Below are 21,969 nucleotides of genomic sequence, written 5' to 3'. Positions count from 1 at the left end.
CCCCGGTGACAAAGCTTGTCGGAACCGGCCTATCGGTCGGTTTCGGTGGCATCAAAGCGCTGAGTTCCGTCGATATCAGCCTGGATCAGGGCGGTATTCTGGGGGTGATCGGTCCGAATGGTGCGGGCAAGACCACGCTTGTGAACGTTCTGACCGGCTTTCAGCGGCCCGATCAGGGTGATGTGCTGGTCAATGGCCAGCACATCACCAGGGGCGGCCCGCGCGGCGCGGTCCGGGCCGGGGTGGTGCGCAGCTTTCAGGCCGCGCGGCTTTTCCATGACCTGACGGTCGCTGAAAACGTCGAGGTCGCGCTCTGCGCGGCCGGGCGCAGTCGCAGGGCAGCCGGGCCTGCAGCGCGGGAGCTGCTGGACTGGATGGACCTTGGTCACCGGGCAAATCTGCGCGCCGGAGACCTTTCTTTCGGCGAGGAGCGTCTTGTTGGCATTGCGCGGACGCTTGGCTCGCAGCCGCGTTTCCTGCTGCTGGATGAACCCGCTGCCGGACTGAATGAGGTGGAATGCGCGGCGCTCTCCGGGCGGATCCGCGCGATCCCTGCCCGCTTTGGCTGCGGGCTGCTGCTGATCGAACATAATATGGATGTGGTCCTTGCGACCTGTCCGCAGCTGGTGGTGCTCGACCGGGGCCACAAGATCGCTGACGGCCCCGCGGATCTCGTCCGCCGGGATGAAACCGTGATCGCCGCCTATCTGGGTGTTGGTCATGAGGAGGACGGGGAAGATGCTTGAACTCAGGGATCTGCGGGTCAGCTACGGCCGGATCGAGGCCCTGCGCGGTATCAGCCTGACGGCGGCCGCCGGACAGGTGACCTGCCTTGTCGGCCCGAACGGGGCGGGAAAATCCTCGGCCATGCTGGCGGTCGCCGGCGCGCTGCGCCAGGTGAGCGGCTCCATCCGGTTTGAAGGCGAGGAGATCCTGGGCCTGCGCGCCGATATCGTCGCACGGCGCGGCCTTTCGCTGGTCCCCGAGGGGCGCGGCGTCTTTTCCACGCTCAGCGTGACGGAAAACCTCGGGCTTGGGCTGCGCCCGGGCCAGAAGCTCGACGATGCCATCGCCGAGACGGTCGCGCAGTTTCCCGCGCTGGAGACCCGCCTTGCCACACCGGCAGGCAGGCTTTCGGGGGGCGAGCAACAACAGCTGGTGATCGCACGCGCCCTGCTGACCCGGCCCGGACTTTTGCTGGTGGATGAACCCTCGCTGGGTCTTTCCCCCAAAATGACGGCGCTGGTGCTTGGCGCGATCCGGGGACTGAAGGCGCGCGGTGTCGCGGCGCTGGTGGTCGAGCAGAGCGCCGAACGCGCGCTCAGCATCGCGGATCATATCTGCGTCCTGCGAAACGGGCGCATCACCTTTTCCGCCCCGCGTGCGGAGATCCTCTCAGCCGAAAGCCTGCACCAGGCCTATTTCGGGGAAGCCGCATTATGAGCCTCATGCAATATGTGATTGATGCCCTTTCGCTTGGCGGGCTTTATGCGCTGGTGGCGCTTGGTGTCGCGCTGATCTTTGGCGTGATGCGGCTGATCAATTTCGCCAGTGGCGATTACATCACCTGGGCCGCCTATGCGCTGGTGGTGCCATCGGCGGCCCAGGTGGCAACGCCGTTCATCGGCACCTGGCCGGCACCGCTTCTGATCCTTGCGGTAATCGCACTGATCGTGCTGCTGGCGCTTGCGACGGAATGGCTGGCTTTCCGCCCGTTGCGCAATGCCGAGCCCGCGACGCTGCTGATCTCTTCATTCGCGGTAAGCTATGCCTTGCAGAACCTGATCCTCCTGGTGCATGGCGGGCGGCCGAAATCGATCAATCTCTGGCCGGAACTGATGGCCCCGGTGCGTTTTGCCGGGGGGCAGGCTCCGATCATCGATCTGGTGACCATCGCCACCTGTTTCTCCGCGCTGGCGGCGGTGGCGCTGTTCCTCAAACGCACCCGTTTCGGCGCCGAGATGCGGGCCGCCTCCGAGAATTTCCGCATGGCGCAATTGCTGGGCATCCGGGCGGACCGGGTGATCGGCACGGCCTTTGCCATCGGCGGCGCGCTGGCGGCGCTGACCGCCCTGCTGATTGTCGTGAAGACGGGCACTCTCGATTACCGGATGGGCGTTCCGATCACGCTGATGGGCTTTATGGCCACGGTGATCGGCGGCATGGGGGGCCTGCTGGGCCCGGTTCTGGCCGGTTTCCTGATCGGGATCGCCACCACCGCCCTCCAGGCCTTTCTGCCCGATCACCTGCGCGAGGCGCGCGACGCCTTCGTCTTCGGCTTTGCCCTCATCCTGCTGGTGATTGCGCCAGGCGGGCTGATCCGCGCCAAATCCCATATCGAGAGGGTCTGACCCATGGCCGCACGTCCCGCTTTCCGCTTTGCCACTGCGGTCAACCTGTCGCTGGCCATCGGGCTGATCTGGTTCCTGGGCCAGAGCTTCGGCCCGCCCGCGCTGAACCGCTTCCTGACCGAGATGTTCATCTATGTCGTCGCGGTGGTCGGCCTGCAGATCTTCATCGGCAATTCAGGGATCGTTTCATTCGGGCATTCCGCTTTTATGCTGATCGCGGCCTATGCCTCGGCCTGGCAGACCTGCTGCCCGGGGCTGAAACCCGTCTACCTTCCCGGACTGCCGGACTTCCTTTTGCAAAACACGGTGCCTTTGCTGCCCGCGACCCTGATCGCAGCCGGCCTTGCGGCCCTTGTCGCGGCGCTGATCGGGCTGATCCTGATGCGGCTGAGCGGTATCGGGGCCTCTATCGCGCTCTTTGCTTTCCTTGCGATGATGCGCGCGATCTATGAGAGCTGGACCAGCTGGACGGCCGGGGCCAGCACGCTGATCGGCCTGCCGCTTGACGTTTCTGCCGGCACTGCCGCCGCCTGGGCTGTGGTGACAGTGGCCGCAGCGGTGCTGTTTCGCGAAAGCCGCTATGGCCTGATGCTGCGCGCCTCGCAGGATGATCTGATCGCGGCCCGGGCCTCGGGCGTACCGGTTTTGCTGCTGCGCATCCTCTCGCTTTCACTGAGCGCGTTCTTTGTCGGGGTCGGCGGGGTGCTGCTTGGCCATTTCCTTGGCGCGCTTTCGGTGCGGACCTTCTGGCTGGATCTCACATTCCTGATGCTGGCCATGCTGATCTTTGGTGGCCGCGCCAGCGTGACCGGCGCTGTGCTGGGGGCGGTTCTGATCCGCAGCGTCATCTCGGGCTTTCGGGTCCTGGAATCCGGCGTCACGCTTGGAGAAAGCCGGTTCAGCCTCCCCTCCGGCAGCCAGGAACTGCTTCTTGCCATAATCATTCTTGTTGTTCTGACCCGCCGTCCAGGTGGCCTGACCCGGAGCAGAGAACTGACCTGGCCGCTCAGAGCGACACGCTGACAGGAGGATACCATGGGCAAACCCCAGATCCATCTCGCCGCTTTTCTGATTGCTGGTCCCGTGGCCCACAGCCACGCGGTCTGGCGTCATCCCGAAACAGAGGGCAGTTTTCTGGATCCCGCGCTTTACACCGCAACGGCCCATGCGCTGGAAGAAGGTCTTTTTGACTTCCTGTTCTTCGCGGATCGCCTGGCTGTTTCGGAGCAGCTGGCCGAGGGGCGCGAGACCGGTTTTCGCTATGGTGCCCAGGATGCTGCGCGTCTGGATCCGGTGCCGGTGCTGTCCTACCTGGCAGCACAGACCAGCAGGATCGGCCTTGGTGGCACACGTTCGACCACTTATTTCGAGCCGAACCATGTCGCCCGTTCCTTCGCGACGCTCGACCATATCTCAAAGGGGCGGGCCGCCTGGAATATCGTCACCTCGATGAATGACAGCGAGGGCCGGATTTTCGGGGCGGATCAGCATCTGGCCCATGATCTGCGCTATGACCGTGCCGATGAATTTGTCGAGGCCACGCTGGCGCTGTGGAACAGCTGGGCGCCGGATGCGCTGATCCATGACAAAGAGGCCGGGATTTTCGCCGATCCGTCCCGTATCCGCCCGGTATCCTATGAGGGAAAATGGATCAGGGTAAATGGCACGCTGAACATTCCGCCAGGGCCGCAGGGTCACCCGGTGATCATTCAGGCCGGCTCCTCCGGCCGAGGGCGGCGTTTTGGTGCCCGCTGGGCCGAGGTGATTTTCACGATCCACCGGCAGCCGGAAGAAATGCGCCGTTTCCGCAAATCCGTGCATGAAGAAATGCGACTGGCCGGGCGGCAGCCGGAGGATTGCAAGATCCTCACGGCGGTGATGCCCTTTATCGGCGCGACCCGGGAGGAGGCAGAGGACAAGCTGCGCTTTCACAACAGCCTCGCGAGGCCCGAACTGGGTCTTGTCACACTTTCGGGGCAGCTGAATTTTGACCTTGGGCCCTATCCGCTGGACCTGACCGTTGAGGCCCTGCTGGAGCGCCCGGAGGTGCCAGCCTATGTCCGTGAGAAGCTACCCTCGATCCATGCCCCGCATGAGACGCTGGGTGAAATCGGCCGGATCTGGGCCGCGAGCATCCGGGTCCCACAGATTGCTGATACCGGCGTGGAAATCGCTGCCAGGCTCGCTGAGCTGTTCGAAAGCGACTGCTGCGACGGGTTTGTGGTAACCCCGGCTTTTCTGCCCGGAAGCTTTTCGGACTTCGCGAGGGAAGTCGTGCCGCATCTCCAGGCGCGGGGGATCTATCGCGAGGCATATACCGGGACGACCCTTCGGGAGCATCTTAATCAGACCAGACCGGCCATTTGATCGTCAGGATCAGCGGGTGCAGGGTTCAGGCGACCCATTCAATGGCGGCCTGGATCCACTCGGCTCTGCCCGGGGTGGGGCCGGGGATCCGGCCAAAATCGTCCAGCCTGCACGGGGCCGGGCTGCGCATATCATCCATCAGCAGCGAGGCCGCACAGAACAACCGCGCAAGGTCGGGATGCTGGGTAAAAGCCGCAATACAGGATTGCAGGAAGTCCTCCTGACGCATCAGAAACAGGTGAAAGCCTGGCGTCTGAAGATCTGACTGCGCGGCAGGGCTTCCGGGATTTCCGTGATACCGGAAAGCCCCCTGGATCAGCGGTTATCGGCGGTCTGGTTTACGACGGTGTCGCTGGTGCCGCGCTGGAGGCGCTGAATAGCCTGGTGGAGAATCAGCCCCGTGAGGCTGCCTGCCGCCACACCGAGACTGTCGGCCACGAAATCGGCAAGCTCGCGCGAGCGCCCGACCAGCGGCTGGATCAGCTCGATCAGCCCGCCATAGGCCACGAGGACCAGCGCGACCGGCAGGACCCAGCCCGGCCGCAACAGCGTGACAACCAGGGCAACCAGGGCAAAGGCCCCAAAATGCTGCATTTTGTCAGAGCCAGGCATCTGGGGCAGTGCGCCGCCAGGCATCAGGGTGCCGATACCGATGGCAATAAGCAGCAAAGCCGCGATGATCAGGGTCAGGAGGGATCTGGAAGACATCCGCCGTTTATCCGGGGCCGGGGGTGAGAAGTCCATCGCAAGAGGCGTGGTTCACGGCGGATTTACCAGTCAGGGGCGAAGTTCCGCTGGCGAGGGTGGAAAAGTCACGAAACAGTGCCATAAGTTCGGGCAGATCAGCGCCATGGGCCTTTATCAGAGCCTTGTCGCGGCATAAACGCCGGAAAATTCTGCGGCTGACGTGTCAGTCCATGGGTCCGGCTGCGGATCCGTACCATAACAACAGCCGAACAGGCAGCTACAGGCCGGAGACTTCCCGATGCGAACCCAATTGCGATCCACCGGAACCCGGCCACAGCGTTTTTCTCCTGCGCTCCATATTCTGGCGGCCATGCTGGTTCTCCTGCCCGCCGGCCTGTTGACGCCGCTGCCGCTTTTGCGCCCCGCGATGGCGCAGGAGACCCCGTCTCCGCCCCCGAAAGCCGGCTATGTTGTGCTGGAACGGGCCTCGGTGCCGGTGCAGCAGCTGCTGACCGGGCGGGCGGTGGCGCGCAGCGCGACACAGCTCCGGCCACGGGTCGGGGGCGAGATCACCGCAATCCTTTATACTCCGGGGGCCCAGGTCGAGGCCGGTACACCACTTTTCACCATTGACCCGCTGACCTATCGCGCCGCGCTGGCCTCGGCAGAGGCGAGCCTCGCGCGGGCCTCGGCGGATCTGAAGGCGGCCGAAACCAGCTATGGCCGGGTCTCGGCCCTGCGCGGCTCATCGGCCAGCCAGGCGGCGCTGGATATTGCCGAAACCGACCTGCTGAAGGCTCAGGCCGGGCTGGCCGAAGCGGAATCCGGCGTGGATCTGGCCCGCGCCCAGCTGGACTGGACGACGATCCGGGCGCCGATCACCGGGATTGTCGGGGTGGCCCAGGTCTCGGTCGGGGATCTGGTAACCCAGGGCCAGGCCCAGGCGCTGGCCGAAATCGTCCAGGTCGATCCCGTGCTGGTCGATCTGTCGGAACCCTATCAGACGCGGCTTGCCATCGAGGCCCGGGCCGAAAGAGGCGAGATCGAGCTGATCACACCAGAGCTGGTTCTGGTGCTGGATGGTGGCCGGCGCATCGCAGGTCAGGCGGCGCTGGTTTCTTCGGCGGCGACAGTGTCCTCGTCCACCGGCACCCGCACGCTCAGGTTCGAGGTTCTCAATCCGGGCGGCATGATTGCGCCGGGCATGTTCGTCCAGGCCGAGCTGACGCTGGCGCGGCAGCAGGCGATCCTTGTGCCGCAGCGTGCCACACAGCGCGAACGCGACGGGCGGCTATCGGCCTGGATCGCCGTGGATGGAAAAGTCACCAAACGCTACCTGACCGAAACCGGCACCTGGGAGGCGGCCTGGATCGTGCAGGCCGGGCTGGAGCCGGGCGACTGGCTGCTGCTTGACGGGATCAACACCATGCGCGAGGGGCGCGAGATCACCCCCGTCCCGGTGACCATAGATGCGCAAGGAGTGGTGCGCGACCTTGCCCCCGCCACGGCAGGCGGCGCGGGGAACTGATCTGGTGGCACAGTTTTTTATCACCCGCCCGGTCTTCGCCTGGGTTCTGGCGATCATCACCATGCTGTTCGGCAGCTGGTCGCTCTGGAACCTGCCCATCGAGCAATATCCCGATATCGCGCCGATCCGTATCAGTGTGACCGCGACCTATCCCGGTGCCTCGGCCGAGGCGACTGAGAATTCGGTCACCTCGGTTATCGAAGATGCGATGACCGGGCTCGACGGGCTTTTGTTCATGACGTCAAGCTCTTCGGCCAGTGGCCGCAGCCGGGTCGAGCTGGTCTTCAATGACACGGTGACGGCCGATCAGGCGCAAAACCAGGTTCAGAACAAGGTCGCGCTGGCGGAATCCGGCCTGCCGCTGGTGGTGCGCGAACGCGGCACCCAGGTTCAGCGCGCCGGGGAAAGCTCGCTGATGGTGGGCGCATTGGTTTCGCGCGACAACCGCTATTCGACGCTGCAGCTGGGCGATCTGACGACGCAGATGGTCGAGGATGCGGTGCTCCGGGTCGACGGGGTCGGCTCGATCGACAGTTTCTCATCGGGCTTTGCGATGCGGGTCTGGCTGAACCCGATGAAGATGGCCGAATTCCAGATCACGCCCGGCGATGTCACGGCCGCGATTGCCGATCAGAATTCCACCGTCTCGGTGGGCGCGCTTGGCGCGGACCCGGCAGTGCCGGGGCAGCAGCTGACCGTCGCGCTCTCGTCGCAGACCCAGCTTACCGGGGTCGACCAGTTCGCACAGATCCGGCTCAGGGTCGAGGAAGGCGGCGGCGAAGTTCTGCTGGGCGATGTTGCCACCATCGAGATCGGCCAGACAAGCTATGGGCGCTCGGCTCTTTTCAACGGGGCCAATGCGGCCGGGTTCTCGGTGACGCTGGCGACGGGCGCGAATGCCGTCGAGACCGCGAAACGGGTACGTGAGACGCTTGCGGGCCTGCAAAGCGCGCTGCCCGAAGGGGTCGAGGTTGCCTATCCGTTCGACACCTCGCCCTTTATCGAGGATTCGATCCAGACTGTCTGGAAGACGCTGGCCGAAGCCGTGGCGCTTGTGTTCATCGTCATCCTGATCTTCCTGCAAAGCTGGCGCGCGACCATCATCCCGGTAATTGCCATTCCGGTGGTGCTTCTGGGCACTTTCGGCGTGCTTTCCGGGCTTGGCTATTCGATCAACACCCTGACCATGTTTGCCATGGTGCTGGCGATCGGCCTTCTGGTCGACGACGCCATCGTGGTGGTCGAGAATGTGGAAAGCCAGCTGGAGCATGAGCCGGGACTGGATGCGGTAAGCGCCACACGCCGGTCGATGGGGCAGATTTCATCGGCGCTGGTCGGGATCGTGCTGGTCCTGTCTTCGGTCTTTCTGCCGATGGCTTTCATGTCGGGCTCGACCGGGGTGATCTACCGGCAGTTTTCAATCACGATCATCTCGGCAATGGTGCTGTCTCTGGCCGTGGCGCTGATCCTGTCGCCCGCGATGTGTGCGGCGCTTCTGAAACCGCGCGCACATGATGGCGGCAACTGGTTTGCCCGCCAGTTCAACCGCGGCATGGCCAAAGTGACGCGTGGCTACGGCCATGCGGCCGGGCTGGCAATGCGCTGGCCTTTCCTTGTGCTGCTTTTGCTCTGCGCGATCAGCTGGGGCTCGTTCCAGTTGTTTCGTCAGCTGCCGTCGTCTTTTGTCCCGCAAGAGGATCAGGGCGTGATGATGGTGCAGCTGCGCCTTGTCGAAGGATCAACCACCTCGCAGACCCGTGCCGTGACCGAAGAAGTCGTTGACTGGCTGATGGAGGAAGAAGGCGCGACCGTCGACACTGTGATGACCGCGCTTGGCTTTACCTGGGGCGGGGGCGGGCCGAATACCGCCATGCTTTACATCAGGCTGAAACCTTTTGCCGAACGCCCCGGCCTGTCTGCTTCCCGGCTGGAACGGGTCGCGAATGCCCATTTCAACGGCCATCGCGCCGGCAATATCACCTTTTCCCAGCCACCGGCGATCCAGGGGGTCGGCAGTTCCGCCGGCATTTCCTTCTATCTGATCGACCAGGCAGGTCAGGGCCAGGCCGCGATGGAAGAGGCCGCAATGCTTCTCGCCACACGCGCCCAGGAGGCCGGCATCGCCTCGGGTTTTCGCGGCCATGAGCCAAGCCGGCGCCCCGCTTTGCGCCTTGATGTCGATCAGAGCCGCGCCCGGGCAATGGGGCTCACGGTGTCCGAGGTGAATGCCATGCTTTCGGTGATCTTCTCGGGCCGGGAGGTGAACGATTTCGAACTCGGGGCCGAATTGCGGCCGGTGATCGTCCAGGGCGCCGCCGAATGGCGGATGCAGCCCGAAGATGTGGCCGTGTGGCATGCGAGGAATCGCGCCGGCGAGATGGTGCCCTTTGCCAGTTTCATGACCCAGACCTGGTCCGAAAACTCGCCCACGCTGAACCGCTATGGCGGCACGCGGGCGATCTCGATCTCGGCAAACCCGGGAGAGGGGATTTCGACAGGCGCGGCGATGGAGGGGCTCGAGGCATTGCTGGAAGATATGCCCGGCTACAGCATCGCCTGGACCGGCCTCTCCTATCAGGAGCGGCTTTCGGGGAACCAGGCGCCGATCCTCTTCGCCATGTCGGCGCTCGTGGTATTCCTTGCGCTGGCGGCCCTTTATGAAAGCTGGTCGGTCCCGTTCTCGGTGATGCTGGCGGTGCCGGTGGGCATCCTTGGCGCACTTGTTGCGGCCTGGGGGTTCGGGCAGTCGAACGATGTCTATTTCAAAGTCGGTCTCTTAACGACCATCGGCCTTGCCGCGCGCAATGCGATCCTGATCGTCGAATTCGCCGAGGCAGGACGAAAACAGGGGATGGAGCTGCTGGCCGCCACCCGCTCTGCCGCCGAAGCGCGGCTGCGGCCGATCCTGATGACCTCTTTCGCCTTTGCCCTTGGCGTGCTGCCCCTGGCGCTCGCCACCGGCGCTGGCGCGGCTGCGCAGCATGCGATCGGGATCGGGGTATTGGGCGGTATGGTTGCCTCGACGGTGATCGCCCTCTTCATGGTCCCCGCGCTTTACGTGCTGGTGCTGCGGCTGAGTGGTCGCAGGTAATGGCCCCTGGATGTGCAGGGGCCTTACCCGGGTTTTTCACGCGAGGGGGACAGGATTTTCCGCCATCAGCCCGATGGATCAGTCTGGCGTGATTGCACAGTGGAGAGATTCTGGCTCATCCTGACCCCGGATGAAATTGAAAACGCTGAAGAAACCCGTCAAGATGAAAGCGCCTGCCGAGCGGGTTCTGACGGACATCAGGCGCGCCACGCGCAGTCACCACCCTGCTTCGCAGGCTCAAGAGGCACGAAGCAGGAAGGATGCCTGGCTCTGGAGCCATGGAGGAAGCTTCCTGACCTCATTGACGATGTCCGGGCCTTCCGCCTGGGATTTAGGATCTCATCGCGTCTTAAGAACGGTGAGGGCGGCAACCTGGCCGATCCTGTACATGCTATGGCAGAAACCAACCCCGAAAACGGGGGGGCAGGACGATAGGGCTCATATCATCGTGAGGGCGTAATCCACCGCCTCGATCAGGCTCGATGCTTCGGCGATGCCTTTGCCGGCAATGTCAAAGGCGGTGCCGTGATCGACAGAGGTGCGGATTACCGGCAGGCCGAGCGTTACATTCACCCCGTTCAGCGCCGTCCAGCGCCCGGTGGCCGGGTCAACCGAGAAGCCGAGCAGCTTCACCGGGATATGGCCCTGGTCGTGATACATCGCCACGACCGCATCGAAATCCCCGCCGCGCAGCCGCACAAAGACCGTATCGCCGGGAACCGGCCCGAAAACCTTCTCGCCTTTCGCCTGGTACTCCGCGACCAGCGGCGCCGTTACGTCGATATCATGACGCCCGAAGATCCCTCCCTCGCCGGCATGCGGGTTCAGCGCGGCAATGGCCACGCGCGGCGCCGGCATCCCCATCCGCCTCAGCGTCGCCAGCGTCAGATCGGTGACATGGGAGATGCGGGCCGCCGTGGCGCGTCCCGGCACCTCCTCCAGCGCGCAATGGGTCGAGACATGGCTGACCCGCATGCCGCCATGCGCCAGCATCATCACGCTGCCCTTCACCCCGGTCAGGTCGGCGAGCATCTCGGTATGGCCGGCATAGTGGCGCCCGGCGAGGTTCAGCGCCTCTTTGTTCAGGGGTGCCGTGACGATGCCGTCAATCCGCCCCGCCATGGCAAGGCGCACCGCGATGGCGATGGCCTGATAGGCCTGCTCCCCCGCCGCCGCCGTGACCTCACCCCAGCGGATCTCAGCGTCCGGCGCCGGGGTCGGCAGGATCGCGGCCCCTTGCAGCCCGGCAAGCTGCGCTTCGCTGATCACAGGTGGCGGCTGCAATCCGGTGACCTCCCCCGCCATGGCGAGCGCGCCGGGATCGCCGATCACCACCAGCGCGAATGCGCCCAGATCCAGCCTGTCCTGCAGCTGCGCCAGTGTGCGCAGCGTGATTTCCGGGCCAATTCCGGCGGGATCGCCAAGCGTGATGGCAAGAAGCGGGCGGGACATTGGGACCTCGGGCTGCATCGAACTGAAATCTTTTGACACTATATGAAAGATATTGGAAGTATATTCCGGCGCAATATGGAATGTATTGAAATATTCGCCGCGACATTACAGAATATCCTGCACCCCAACCGCACCGGAAAGACGCCCCATGCTGCCAGCCCTGCGCCAGGCCCGGATCATCGAATTCCTGCGCCGTGACGGGGCGGCGGGGCTGAAAGAGATGTCAGCCGCGCTTGGGGTCTCTGTCTCGACGCTGCGCCGCGATGTCGACATGCTGTTTGAAGCCGGGCATCTGGAACGCACACGCGGTGGCGCGCTGCTGACCGGCAGCCTGCGCGCCGGGCCCGAGCTCGGCCGCGCCATCGCTTCCGAGCTGGAAAGCGGGGCAAAGGCGGCAATCGGGCGCGAGGCGGCGCAGCTGATCCGCCCCGGCATGACCGCGATTTTCGACAGCGGCTCCACCACCGCGGCGGCGGCGCGGGCGGCGCGCGACAGCGGCACGGCCTTTACCGCCGTCACCAATGATCTCGCCATCGCCGCGACGCTGGCGGAGACGCCGCAGATCCGCCTGATCGTCACCGGGGGAGAGCTGCGCCCCGGTTCCGGCACGCTGATGGGGGCGGATACGCTCGATCTGATGCGGCGACTGCGCGCCGATCTGGCTTTCGTCGGCGCCCATGCGGTCAGCGAGACCGAGATGTCGGATACTTCGGTCGAGCTGGCTCAGCTCAAACGCGTGATCCTTGCCGCCGCCGACCGGCCGGTGCTGCTGGCGGACAGCTCGAAGATCTTCTCACGCGCCTTTTGCAGCTTTGGTCTTCTGAGACAGCTGGACCGGCTGGTGACGGATGACCGGCTGGGGCTTGATCAGCTGGCGGTGCTGCAACATGCTGTTCCCCAGGTCGATCTGGCGGCACTGCCGTGAGGCTGCGGCTGATCGCAGATGATCTGACCGGCGCGCTGGATGCAGCGGCGCCCTTTGCAAGCGATTCCGCGCCGGTGCGGTTGACGCTGTCAGCCGGCGGCGATGCGCCCGCGCTGAGCCACAGCACCGAAAGCCGCGATCTGGCAGAGCCGCTCGCCTGCGGGCTGGTGCGTGATGCTACACGTCGGATGGCGGACCCGTCGGCGCTCTGGTTCAAGAAGGTCGACAGCGTGCTGCGCGGCCACCCGCTGGCCGAGACGCTGGCGATGATGGCAGCCGGCGGTTTCACGCGTTGCATCTTTGCGCCGGCCTTCCCCGAAATGGGCCGGATCACCAGGGAAGGGCGCCAGCTGGTGCAGAACGGCGGGACCTGGCGCGAGACCGCACAGGGCGATCTGCGCGCGGCTTTCGCCCGGCTGGCGCCGGAGCGGGAAATCCATGTGCCGGATGCGCAAAACGCGGCGCAACTGCGCGCGGCCATCCGCCCCTGGACCGGGATGCAAGGCACGCTCTGGGCGGGAAGCCGGGGGCTGGCCGAGGCGCTGGCCACCCCCTCATCGCCCCCGCCGCGCCCGGAGGTCGGGCTTTTCATCCTCGGGACAGCGCATCCCGCCACCCGCGCGCAGGCGGCAGCACTTGCCCCCCTGACCCGTCCGGCTTCAGGGGGCGGGCCCGACGCGGACAGCGCGAAACCTGTCCTGCTGGACCCGGTGCCGCGCAGCGCCGATGCGCACGAGACCCATGCGCGGCTGCGCGACAGCCTCGCGCGTCTGGACCCCTGCAGTGCAGGCGCGGTCTTCGTGACCGGCGGCGATTGTCTGAGCCTTGTTCTGGCTCAGACCGGCACCGAAGCCCTCGACTGTATCGGCGAGGCCGGTCCGGGCATCCCTGTTTCGCGCTTCATCGGCGGCCAGTTCGACGGGCGTTTGCTGGTCTCGAAATCCGGCGGCTTCGGCGGCGCCGATCTGCTGACAGGTTTCCTCAGGCGCTGACGGGGATCTCGCGGAAGGCGGGCAGCCAATCCAGCGTTTCGGCGGTCATCCTGCCGGGCCGGTATTCCGCCCCGATGGGCGCCGCCCAGCCAAGCGCGCCGATCCGGGCCAGCACGGCAGAGTAGTCCAGCTCGCCATGATCCGGCGCGCCCCGGTCCGGCACCGAGGCAATCTGGACATGGCCAATAAGCGGCAGCAGGCGCTCGAACCGCCGGCAGATATCACCGCCGCAGATTTGCAGGTGATAACAGTCGAACATCAGCTTCAGCGCCGGATGGCCGAGGTCTTCAATGAGCGACGCGGCCTGTTCGGCGCTGTTGAGGAAATAGCCCGGCGCATCATATGGGTTCAGCGGCTCGATCAGAATGGTACGACCGCCTGCCTGCGCGCAGGCAAAGGCAAGACTGGCGCGGAACGCAGCAGCGGCCTCCGGCCCCGAGGCGATCCCGGCCATCACATGCACCGCCCCGGCGCCAATCGCTTCGGCATAGGCGAGCGCCTCCAGGATCGCATCCCGCGCCTCTGCCTCGCGCCCGGGAAGCGCCGCCAGCCCGTTCTCACCAGTCGCCCCGCGCCGCGTGTTGAGGCCGAGCATCCGCAGCCCGGTCTCCTCCAGCGCCGCCTTCACCTGGGCCGCCGGCGTCTCATAAGGCCAGTGGCATTCGACCGCGTCGAAGCCGGCCTGCGCGGCGGCGCGGATCGCCTCGGGAAGCGGCAGATCGGCCCAGAGAAATCCGAGATTTGCGGAAAAGCGCATCCCGATCAGCCCCCGCTGCCGGGCAGCGCGACCCCGGCCCGCGCGGCGAGCACCTTCGCCACCGCCGCATCATCCTCGCGCCCGAGCCCGGCAGCTGCGGCTTCGCGGAACAGGGCAAGCGCGCTGTCGGAAAGCGGCACGCTGGCACCAAGCCCCAAAGCCGCGCCGGTCACGATACCGAGATCCTTGACGAAAATATCCACCGCCGAATGCGGCGTATAGTCGCCATCGGCGATATGTGGCGCGCGGTTGCCAAACATCCAGCTCATCCCGGCGCAATCGCCGATCACCCCGATCACCTCATGCAGATCGAGGCCGGCGGCGCGCGCCAGCACCATCGCCTCGGCCGCAGCCGCAATATGCACCCCGGCCAGCAACTGGTTGATCATCTTCATCTTTGATGCAGCCCCGGGCGCCGCGCCCAGCCGGAAAACCCGGGCCGCAATCGCGTCAAGCGCCGGGCCGGCCTTGAGGAACGCCGCTTCGGGGCCAGAAGCCATCACGCTCATCTCGCCTGCCAGCGCCTTCGCGGAACCACCTGAAACCGGGGCGTCCAGCGGCAGCATCCCGGCCTCGCGCAACCGGCGCGCCTGATCTTCGGCCCGCGCCGGATCCTGCGTCACCGAGACCGCGAAGACGGTACCAGACTGTGCCACCGCGACCGCCTGGCCGGTGCCGAACAGCACGTCTTCGGCCTGATCGGCATTGACGACGAAAAGGAAGACCACCTCCGCCGCCGCGACTGCCGCAGCAGCGGTCTCATGGGCGCAACCGCCCTGTGCGGCGAAATCCGCCCGCGCCTCGGGGCGGATATCAAAGGCATGGGTTTCCAGCCCGGCGCGCAAGAGCGACAAAGCCGCGCCACGCCCCATCGAGCCAAGACCGATCACGGCCACAGCACCCGTCCGGGTCATCATCTTCTCCGTTAAAAGGCCCGGCCTCAGCCGAGCGGTCTGCCGCCATCCACGGCGATCACCGTGCCGGTCGAATAGGTCAGAAGCCCCGCCGCCGCGACCACTGCATCGGCGATATGCTCCGGCTGTGCCAGATCGCCCAGCGGCGTGCGCGCGGCCTGTTCGTCGCGCCAGTCCTGGCTCAGTGATTTGACGAAATCGGTATCGACCAGCCCCGGCGCCACCGAGAGCACCCGGATCTTCGGCGCCAGCGCCCGCGCGAGCGACAGCGTCATATTGTCGACCGCCGCCTTTGACGCGCAATAGACGATGTTCGACCCCATCCCCGTCCGGGCCGCGATGGAAGAGATGTTGACGATCACCGCCTTGCCGCCCGCGCCCCGGTCGGACGCATCCAGCATCGGCCGCATGGCGCGGGTCGTGGCGATCAGACCGCGCACATTCACCGCGAGGATATCGTCGATGATCTGATCCTCCAGCGCGTCAAGATCGCCATGCGGCACGAAACGCGTGATGCCTGCGCAGTTCACCAGAATATCCAGCCCGCCAAACGCCGCCCGGATCTCTGCCGCCGCCTCTGCCAGCGCGGCGCTGTCGGTGACCGGTGCGCGCAAAGGCAGATGCCCCTCGCCCGGCATCGAAGCCGCCAGTGCCTCGGCCCCGGCTGCGGCGCTGTTATAGCCAAGTGCCACCCGCGCGCCCGAGGCGGCGAGACCGATGGCGATGGCGCGCCCGAGCCCGCCGGTCGCGCCGGTGACGAAGGCGCGTTTGCCTGTAAGGTCGATCTTCATTTCGCACCCTCCCGCGCCCTGAAAGCGGCGAGCCGCGTCAGGCGCCCGTCACGCCAGGCCCTGCGGGCCGCAAGCTCGCCCTCCGGCAGCGCCGCACGGCGCTCGGCGGAAATGCGGGCGATGAGGTCAGCAGACCAGGGCTGCGGGTCGCGGCGCGATTCCGCTATGGAATGATAAAGCGGGCCAAGCCGCGCCGCATAATCCGCCACGCCCCCGGGCGCATTGAGGTCGATGGTCTCGAACGGCCCCATGAAGGACCAGCGCAGGCCGAGCCCATGTGCCACGGTCGCATCAATATCCGCCGCCGTTGCATAGCCCGCGTCATAAAGCGCCCAGGCCTCGTTCAGCAGCGCGCCTTGCAGACGGTTCAGCACAAAGCCCTCGATCTCGCGCGTCAGCGAGACGGGGACCTGGCCCACCGCCTCCATCAGCGCGCGGGTCGAGGTGACGGCATCCGCGTCGGTCCAGGGCGCCGGCACCAGTTCCACCACCGGCACCAGATGTGGCGGGTTGACCGGATGCGAGATCAGGAAGCGATTGCGGTTCGCACAGTCTTCGGTGAAAGCCGAGGCCGGAATTCCGGAAGACGACGAGCCTACCACCGCACCCGGTTTCAGCAGCGGGCCGATCTGACGGCAGACCTCTGTCTTCACATCCACCCGCTCAAAGACCGATTCCTGGATATAATCGGCGGGGCTGACGGCTTGCGACAGGCTTTCCACCACGCTGATCTTTGCCAGCGCAGCGCCTGCATCATCGGCCAGCCCAACCTCAGCCAGCTCGCTCAGCGCGGTCTGCGCCCAGGGGATCACCTTCGCACGCACTTCGGGCGACGGATCAAACACCAGCACCTGATGCCCGGCGAGGGCGAAGACCACCGCCCAGCCGGAGCCGACCAGCCCGGCCCCGACAATCCCTATTACAGCTTTTCCTGACATTATGCGACTTTCGAGGCCTCACCATCGGCGAGGCAGATTTCCGAGATGCGCAGCCCGTCTTTGGTGATGCGCGAGGGGAAGGTGTCGCGCAGCCGCTCCTCATGGACCGGGATCACACGATGAGCGTCATAGCCGGCCTGCTTCATCATCTCTTCCGTCGCCAGCACCAGATTGGTCTGGCTGCCGACGGCGAGGCCGACCGGGACATAGATCTCGCCGGCATCGACGGCAGCACCCGGGCCCTTCACGTTTTCAAAGACATAGACCAGGTCTCCGGCCAGCACCCAGGGGTCTGCCGACTGTGTCTGACCGTCATTCCGGACCGTGACCCACATCGAGCCATAGGTGTGGCTGTCTTCGGCCAGATGCAGATCGATCCCCGGCAGAACATTCTCGACGGCGCCATTGACGGTGATCAGCCGGCGGTCGCGTGCCAGCTCCACCCCGCGTACGATATCGCCGGGATCGACCGCGACCATCATCCAGCGCATCCGCTCCGGCAGCGACATCGCCCAGACCCATTTCGCGATCTCGCGCTCCTGGATGTAGAATTTGGCGTTGGGAAAGTCTTCTACATTGCCGAAATGGTCGAAATGCGCATGGGTGATGAAGACGGTATCGACGTCTTCGGGCGTCAGCCCGATCCCGGCAAGAACCTCACGCGGGCTGCGCCAGTTCTCGACCTTGAAGCGGTCGCCCAGCGTCTTGCCGTAAGCCTTGTCATTATAGCCGACATCGACCATGGCGACGTGATCCTTGCCCTTGATCACGACATAGCAATAGGGAAGCTTCACATAGCCCTGGTTATGGGCGCCATAGAGCACGCCGCTCTTGTGATAGTCTTTCACGAACGAATATTCGCAAACCCAGATCGAATAATCGGACATCATTTCCTCCCTGAACTGTCCCGGATCAATGCCCGCCGCAGGCGCAGCAGGCATGGCTGAAATCAATCATCTGCAGTCCGGCGCGCGTCTCGGCGCAGGTTTCCAACACGGCATATGCACGGCGGATCTGCGCATTGAGCGCGTCGAAAGTGGCGTCCGCCCCCGGCGCATCCGCCCGCCAGGCAACCAGCCCGTCAAGGATCGCACGGCAAAGTCCGGCGCTGGCAGAAAGCCGGTCGCGATGAGGGGCAAGCGGGCCGGGGGCGGCAAGCGCGGCGAGCTGCGCGGCAATCTCCGCTTCGCGCTCGCGGCAGGCTTTCACCTCGGGCAGACCGGCGTGATCGGGGCGCGAAGTGAGCCGCGCGAGGATCAGAAGTCCGGCCAGCTGCCCGACCAGCCGACGCAGATCGTTGAAAACGGCGCGGGCCGCGACGCCGTAGCGCCCGGCAGCGTCGGAGGCGAGCGCCCGCGCTATTTCGCCCTCGTCAGGCAGGATCTCAGTGGGCGGCGGCTGCATCGGGGCGGTGCAATCGGGGCGGTGCAGCACCGCGAGCCGCTCAAACAGCGCGGCACCCTGCGGGCGGGGGATAGGATGGCCGCTCATTCTTGTCTCCCCGCGGTGGTGCCACGTTCGATCAGCGGTTTCGGGGCGATGCGGTGCAATTCGACCGGCGTCGCCGGATCAGCCGCCAGCCGCGCCGCCAGATCGACGGTGACCGCCAGCATCTGGTCAATCGGCTGCGGGATCGTTGTCAGCGAATGCGATGGCCAGGAGGCCATGGCGATATCATCGAAACCGACCACCGAGATATCTAGCGGGGCCCCGATCCCCAGCCGCGCCCGCACGCCTTCGACAAAGCCGATGGCGACGATATCATTGGCGCAGAATACGCCATCCGGGCGTTCCGACAGCGCGGCGAAGGCCTCAGCGCCCGAGAACCCGGCCTCATAGCTGAAATTCCCGACCTCAACCTTTTGCGGCTCGGCCAGGCCGCGCTCCAGCGCACGGTCGCGAAAGCCCTGCCAGCGTTCGATATTGGTCGAAGCATCGGGAAAAGCCGCGACATAGCAAAGCCGCCTGTGCCCCTTGTCGATAAGGTGATCGGCGGCCATGCGGGCGCCGGTGATATTGTCACAGGTGACACCATGTCCGGCCGGGTCCGAGGACAAACGGTTAAAAAAGATACAGGCGGTGCCGGCGGCGGTGCATTCCTGCACCGCGCGCGACGACATGGTGGCCGCGAGGATGATGATCAGATCAGGCTGATAGGTCAGCGCCTGTTCCACCGCCTCGTCGATCCGCTCGGGCGCTTCGGCGGAGACCAGCATGACATTCATGCCGATCTCCTGCAGCGCAGTGGTCAGCCGGGTCATCACCTCCGGATAGAAGGGGTTGGTGATGCCCGCGACCACAAGGCCGACGATCCGCGTCCGCCTTGTGATCATCGACCGTGCGAAAGGGTTGGGCCGGTAGCCCATCTCTTCCGCGGCTTCCAGAACCTGGCGGCGGGTTTCCGGGGCAACGATGGCATCGGGATAGAAGGCGCGTGAGACGGTCGAAACCGACATCCCGAGTGAACGGGCAAGATCCTTGACCGTCACCCGCTTGCGCGAACCACCCTTAATGCTGTCGTCACTCATAACCCTTCCTCCGGTCTTCAGGCTGCGTTTGAACCGCCATAGCGGCGAACGCGGATATTCGCCTGTTCTGCATGGCCCGCAAAGCCCTCAAGCATGCAAAGTCGCGAGGCATATTCACCGATCATCGCCGAAGCGGCGTCGGTGGTGACGCGCTGATAGGTGCAGGTCTTGATGAACTTGCCGACCCACAGCCCGCCGGTATAGCGCGCGGCCTTTTTGGTTGGCAGCGTGTGATTGGTGCCGATCACCTTGTCACCATAAGCAACATTGGTGCGCGGACCAAGGAAGAGCGCGCCAAAATTCTGCATGTTTTTCAGGAAGTAATCCGGGTCGCGGGTCATGACCTGGACATGCTCATAGGCCAGATCATCGGCGACTTTCAGCATCTCCTCTTCACTGTCGCACAGGATCACCTGGCCGTAAGCCTCCCAGGCCTTGCGGGCGATATCGGCGGTCGGGAGCACGCCAAGCTGGCGCTCGATCTCGGCCAGGGTGTCATTGGCAAGCTTTTCCGAGGTGGTGATCAGCGCCGCCGGGCTGGTCGGGCCATGTTCGGCCTGGCCCAGAAGGTCGGTCGCGCAGATCTCGCCATCAACGGTGTCATCGGCGATCACCAGCGTCTCGGTCGGGCCGGCGAAGAGGTCGATGCCAACGCGGCCGAAAAGCTGACGCTTTGCTTCGGCGACAAAGGCATTTCCGGGGCCGACCAGCATATCGACTGGCGCGATGCTCTCGGTGCCGATCGCCATGGCGCCAATGGCCTGAACGCCGCCGAGGCAATAGATCTCATCGGCGCCGGCGAAATGCATCGCCGCGACGATGGCCGGATGCGGTTTGCCATGGAAGGGCGGCGCGCAGGCGATCACCCGCTTCACGCCGGCAACCTTGGCCGTCAGAACCGACATATGTGCCGAGGCGACCATCGGGTATTTACCACCCGGCACATAGCAGCCCACGGCTTCGACCGGCACATTGCGATGGCCAAGGAAGACGCCAGGCAGAGTTTCGACCTCCAGATCCTTCAGGCAATCGCGCTGCGCCTTTGCGAAGTTGCGGACCTGGGTCTGCGCGAAATGGATATCCTCCAGATCGCGGGGCGAAACTTCCGAAATCGCCTGCTGGATTTCAGCGTCTGAGAGGCGGAAGCTTGCCGGCGCATAGCCGTCAAATTTGCCTGCCAGCTCGCGCACGGCGGCATCACCGCGCGCCTCGATATCGGCAAGGATCGTCTCGACGGTTTCCTTAACGACGGCATCATTCGCCGAGATCGCTTCGGCCGTCTGTCCCTGCTTGAGGTATCTCATGATGGTGGTCCGGTTCCTGTGTGGTGGCCAGTCGGGAAAGGCACGCGCGGGGACGGGAGCGGTCCCCGCGCGCAGGGGTTGCGGGCCGGGCTCAGCCGGCCCGACAAGGGTCAGGGCTGAACGGTCGGCTCGACCTTGGTCAGCTTGTAGAGATCAGCGGGCGGCTCGCAGTCCTGGCAGTTGATGCCCGGCTCGTTGGCGCCTGCCGGCACATCTGCGGGCAGTGCCTGGATGGTTGCGCCCTCAACCGGGGTGCCGTTCAGCGCCGAGTCGATGGAAAGCTCGGGCAGCAGCACCGGGTCCAGCACCTGGGTGACGAAGGAAGACGGAACGCGGTCGGCCGGGAAAGCGTTGCAGCCATTCTCGAATTTCTCGCCTTCACAGATCTTCACATCGGCAGCCGGCACCCAGGGCAGCGGGAATTCGATATTCATCGGCTCCAGCTCGCGCTTGCCTTCAAGGATCTCCATCATCAGTTTGAACGCATAGCCCGATTGCGCCGGTGGCGAGCCAGCCGAGACACCTTTGAGGCCCTTGGCCTGCATGTCGGGATCTGCCAGCGCGAGGCGGAAGCCATTCGAGTTTTCACCGGTCATCGCGACAAGACGGTCGCCTGCATCAAGCAGCGCCTGGATGGCACCGAATTCACCGGCCTGGGCCCAGATGCCGTCGACATCCGGATGCGCGGCCAGCGCTTTGGCCGTTTCCTGCTGCGTGGTGCGGTCGTCCCAGTAGGAATAGTATTCCGCTACAACTTCGATACCGGGATACTGGTTGAAGACATGCATTGCGCCATCGGTATGGCGCTTGTCGACCGAATTGCCAGGCACGCCGCGCGACAGGAAGATCTTGCCCTTCCCGCCCAGTTCGTTGACCAGCGCCTGAGCCGAGTTCTCACCAAAGCCCGAGGTGATGTAGCTGACATTGTAAGCGCAGGGCTCGGTGACGGTTGCGTCATAGGTGAAGAACAGGACCCCCTCATCGCAACCGCGTTTGATGGTGCGGTTCAGCGCGGTCGAGGAGATCGGGAATGTGATGATCCCATCGGCACCATCCTCGATCATGCTCTCATAGGCCGAGATCTGCGCCTGGGGATCGGTGCCCGAGATCACTTCGATCAGCTCGACCGTCTCGTTATAGGGCGCTGTTGCCGCAAGGGCCTTAACGATATTCGCCGCCTCCGACTGCCAGGAGTTGCCGGAATAGGAGAGCGAAAGATAGATCTTGTATTTCTTGCCCTCTGCCGCAGCCGGGCCGGCGGCAAGCACACCTGCAGTGGCCAGAGCCAGCGCCGAAAGCGAGAGTTTCGCGAATGTGGTGGTCATGGTTTCGTTTCTCCTCCTG

The 21,969-nt window shown here is 64.9% G+C and carries 21 protein-coding genes; 9 read left to right on the top strand and 12 right to left on the bottom strand.

Annotated elements, in window-relative coordinates; all coding sequences use genetic code 11:
- Positions 1-5: 5 nt before the first annotated feature.
- Genes M3484_RS13420 through M3484_RS13400 form a run of 5 tightly spaced genes read left to right on the top strand, consistent with a single transcriptional unit; the run spans position 6 to position 4,718 of the window.
- Complete coding sequence (locus M3484_RS13420; RefSeq protein ID WP_249497265.1) at positions 6-746, top strand: ABC transporter ATP-binding protein; 741 nt, start codon at positions 6-8, stop codon at positions 744-746.
- On the top strand, positions 739-1,443 hold the full coding sequence (locus tag M3484_RS13415; protein WP_249497264.1) for an ABC transporter ATP-binding protein: 705 nt from the start codon (positions 739-741) through the stop codon (positions 1,441-1,443). Before M3484_RS13420 ends, M3484_RS13415 begins: the two co-directional genes overlap by 8 nt.
- Positions 1,440-2,351, top strand: coding sequence for a branched-chain amino acid ABC transporter permease (locus M3484_RS13410; protein WP_249497263.1), 912 nt, complete (start codon positions 1,440-1,442; stop codon positions 2,349-2,351). The genes M3484_RS13415 and M3484_RS13410 overlap by 4 nt, the downstream gene beginning before the upstream one ends.
- A gap of 3 nt (positions 2,352-2,354) precedes the next feature.
- A complete protein-coding gene (locus M3484_RS13405; RefSeq protein WP_249497262.1) occupies positions 2,355-3,374 on the top strand; it encodes a branched-chain amino acid ABC transporter permease in 1,020 nt (339 codons plus the stop codon).
- Between the two features lie 12 nt (positions 3,375-3,386).
- Positions 3,387-4,718: an NtaA/DmoA family FMN-dependent monooxygenase gene (locus M3484_RS13400; RefSeq protein ID WP_249497261.1), complete on the top strand. Its 1,332-nt coding sequence runs from the start codon at positions 3,387-3,389 to the stop codon at positions 4,716-4,718.
- Positions 4,719-4,743: 25 nt separating this feature from the next.
- Here M3484_RS13400 and M3484_RS13395 read toward each other — a convergent pair whose 3' ends face one another.
- Both M3484_RS13395 and M3484_RS13390 read right to left on the bottom strand, forming a co-directional pair.
- A complete protein-coding gene (locus M3484_RS13395) occupies positions 4,744-4,947 on the bottom strand; it encodes a hypothetical protein (protein ID WP_249497260.1) in 204 nt (67 codons plus the stop codon).
- A gap of 86 nt (positions 4,948-5,033) precedes the next feature.
- Positions 5,034-5,426, bottom strand: a complete 393-nt coding sequence (locus M3484_RS13390) for a VanZ family protein (protein ID WP_249497259.1) — start codon at positions 5,424-5,426, stop codon at positions 5,034-5,036.
- Between the two features lie 277 nt (positions 5,427-5,703).
- On the opposite strand from M3484_RS13390, the gene M3484_RS13385 reads away from it, so the two are divergent.
- Together M3484_RS13385 and M3484_RS13380 are read left to right on the top strand one after the other, a co-directional pair.
- Entirely contained in the window at positions 5,704-6,933 is a 1,230-nt protein-coding gene (locus M3484_RS13385; RefSeq protein ID WP_249497258.1) for an efflux RND transporter periplasmic adaptor subunit, read from the top strand.
- Between the two features lie 4 nt (positions 6,934-6,937).
- Complete coding sequence (locus M3484_RS13380; RefSeq protein ID WP_249497257.1) at positions 6,938-10,024, top strand: efflux RND transporter permease subunit; 3,087 nt, start codon at positions 6,938-6,940, stop codon at positions 10,022-10,024.
- Positions 10,025-10,462: 438 nt separating this feature from the next.
- Here the strand turns inward: M3484_RS13380 and pdxA are convergent, their stop codons facing one another.
- Positions 10,463-11,476, bottom strand: a complete 1,014-nt coding sequence (gene pdxA / locus M3484_RS13375) for a 4-hydroxythreonine-4-phosphate dehydrogenase PdxA (RefSeq protein ID WP_249497256.1) — start codon at positions 11,474-11,476, stop codon at positions 10,463-10,465.
- Positions 11,477-11,624: 148 nt separating this feature from the next.
- Here pdxA and M3484_RS13370 point away from each other — a divergent pair, with 148 nt between their 5' ends.
- Both M3484_RS13370 and M3484_RS13365 read left to right on the top strand, forming a co-directional pair.
- On the top strand, positions 11,625-12,401 hold the full coding sequence (locus M3484_RS13370) for a DeoR/GlpR family DNA-binding transcription regulator (protein WP_249497255.1): 777 nt from the start codon (positions 11,625-11,627) through the stop codon (positions 12,399-12,401).
- A complete protein-coding gene (locus M3484_RS13365; RefSeq protein WP_249497254.1) occupies positions 12,398-13,393 on the top strand; it encodes a four-carbon acid sugar kinase family protein in 996 nt (331 codons plus the stop codon). Before M3484_RS13370 ends, M3484_RS13365 begins: the two co-directional genes overlap by 4 nt.
- Here M3484_RS13365 and M3484_RS13360 read toward each other — a convergent pair.
- The 9 genes from M3484_RS13360 to M3484_RS13320 form a co-directional block, all read right to left on the bottom strand.
- Positions 13,383-14,150 (bottom strand): hydroxypyruvate isomerase family protein, encoded by a 768-nt coding sequence (locus tag M3484_RS13360; RefSeq protein ID WP_249497253.1) that lies wholly within the window; start codon positions 14,148-14,150, stop codon positions 13,383-13,385. The genes M3484_RS13365 and M3484_RS13360 overlap by 11 nt on opposite strands.
- Positions 14,151-14,155: 5 nt before the next feature.
- Positions 14,156-15,064 (bottom strand): L-threonate dehydrogenase, encoded by a 909-nt coding sequence (gene ltnD, locus M3484_RS13355; RefSeq protein WP_249497252.1) that lies wholly within the window; start codon positions 15,062-15,064, stop codon positions 14,156-14,158.
- 26 nt (positions 15,065-15,090) lie between these two features.
- Positions 15,091-15,855, bottom strand: coding sequence for an SDR family NAD(P)-dependent oxidoreductase (locus M3484_RS13350; RefSeq protein WP_092904643.1), 765 nt, complete (start codon positions 15,853-15,855; stop codon positions 15,091-15,093).
- Positions 15,852-16,793 (bottom strand): 3-hydroxyacyl-CoA dehydrogenase, encoded by a 942-nt coding sequence (locus M3484_RS13345; RefSeq protein WP_249497251.1) that lies wholly within the window; start codon positions 16,791-16,793, stop codon positions 15,852-15,854. The genes M3484_RS13350 and M3484_RS13345 overlap by 4 nt, the downstream gene beginning before the upstream one ends.
- Positions 16,793-17,680, bottom strand: coding sequence for an N-acyl homoserine lactonase family protein (locus tag M3484_RS13340; RefSeq protein WP_092904647.1), 888 nt, complete (start codon positions 17,678-17,680; stop codon positions 16,793-16,795). The genes M3484_RS13345 and M3484_RS13340 overlap by 1 nt, the downstream gene beginning before the upstream one ends.
- 25 nt (positions 17,681-17,705) lie before the next feature.
- Positions 17,706-18,284: a hypothetical protein gene (locus M3484_RS13335; protein WP_249497250.1), complete on the bottom strand. Its 579-nt coding sequence runs from the start codon at positions 18,282-18,284 to the stop codon at positions 17,706-17,708.
- Positions 18,281-19,321 (bottom strand): LacI family DNA-binding transcriptional regulator, encoded by a 1,041-nt coding sequence (locus M3484_RS13330; protein ID WP_249497249.1) that lies wholly within the window; start codon positions 19,319-19,321, stop codon positions 18,281-18,283. Before M3484_RS13330 ends, M3484_RS13335 begins: the two co-directional genes overlap by 4 nt.
- 17 nt (positions 19,322-19,338) lie before the next feature.
- A complete protein-coding gene (gene hisD, locus M3484_RS13325; RefSeq protein WP_349306277.1) occupies positions 19,339-20,628 on the bottom strand; it encodes a histidinol dehydrogenase in 1,290 nt (429 codons plus the stop codon).
- A 107-nt stretch (positions 20,629-20,735) separates the two neighbouring features.
- Positions 20,736-21,950, bottom strand: coding sequence for a sugar ABC transporter substrate-binding protein (locus M3484_RS13320; RefSeq protein ID WP_249497247.1), 1,215 nt, complete (start codon positions 21,948-21,950; stop codon positions 20,736-20,738).
- Between the last annotated feature and the right edge of the window lie 19 nt (positions 21,951-21,969).

It is taken from the genome of Pseudomonas sp. GX19020 (assembly GCF_023371075.1).
Lineage (GTDB): Bacteria > Pseudomonadota > Alphaproteobacteria > Rhodobacterales > Rhodobacteraceae > Pseudogemmobacter.
Note: the sequence above shows the minus strand (reverse complement) of the source record. Positions and strands in the feature narration are given on the sequence as shown.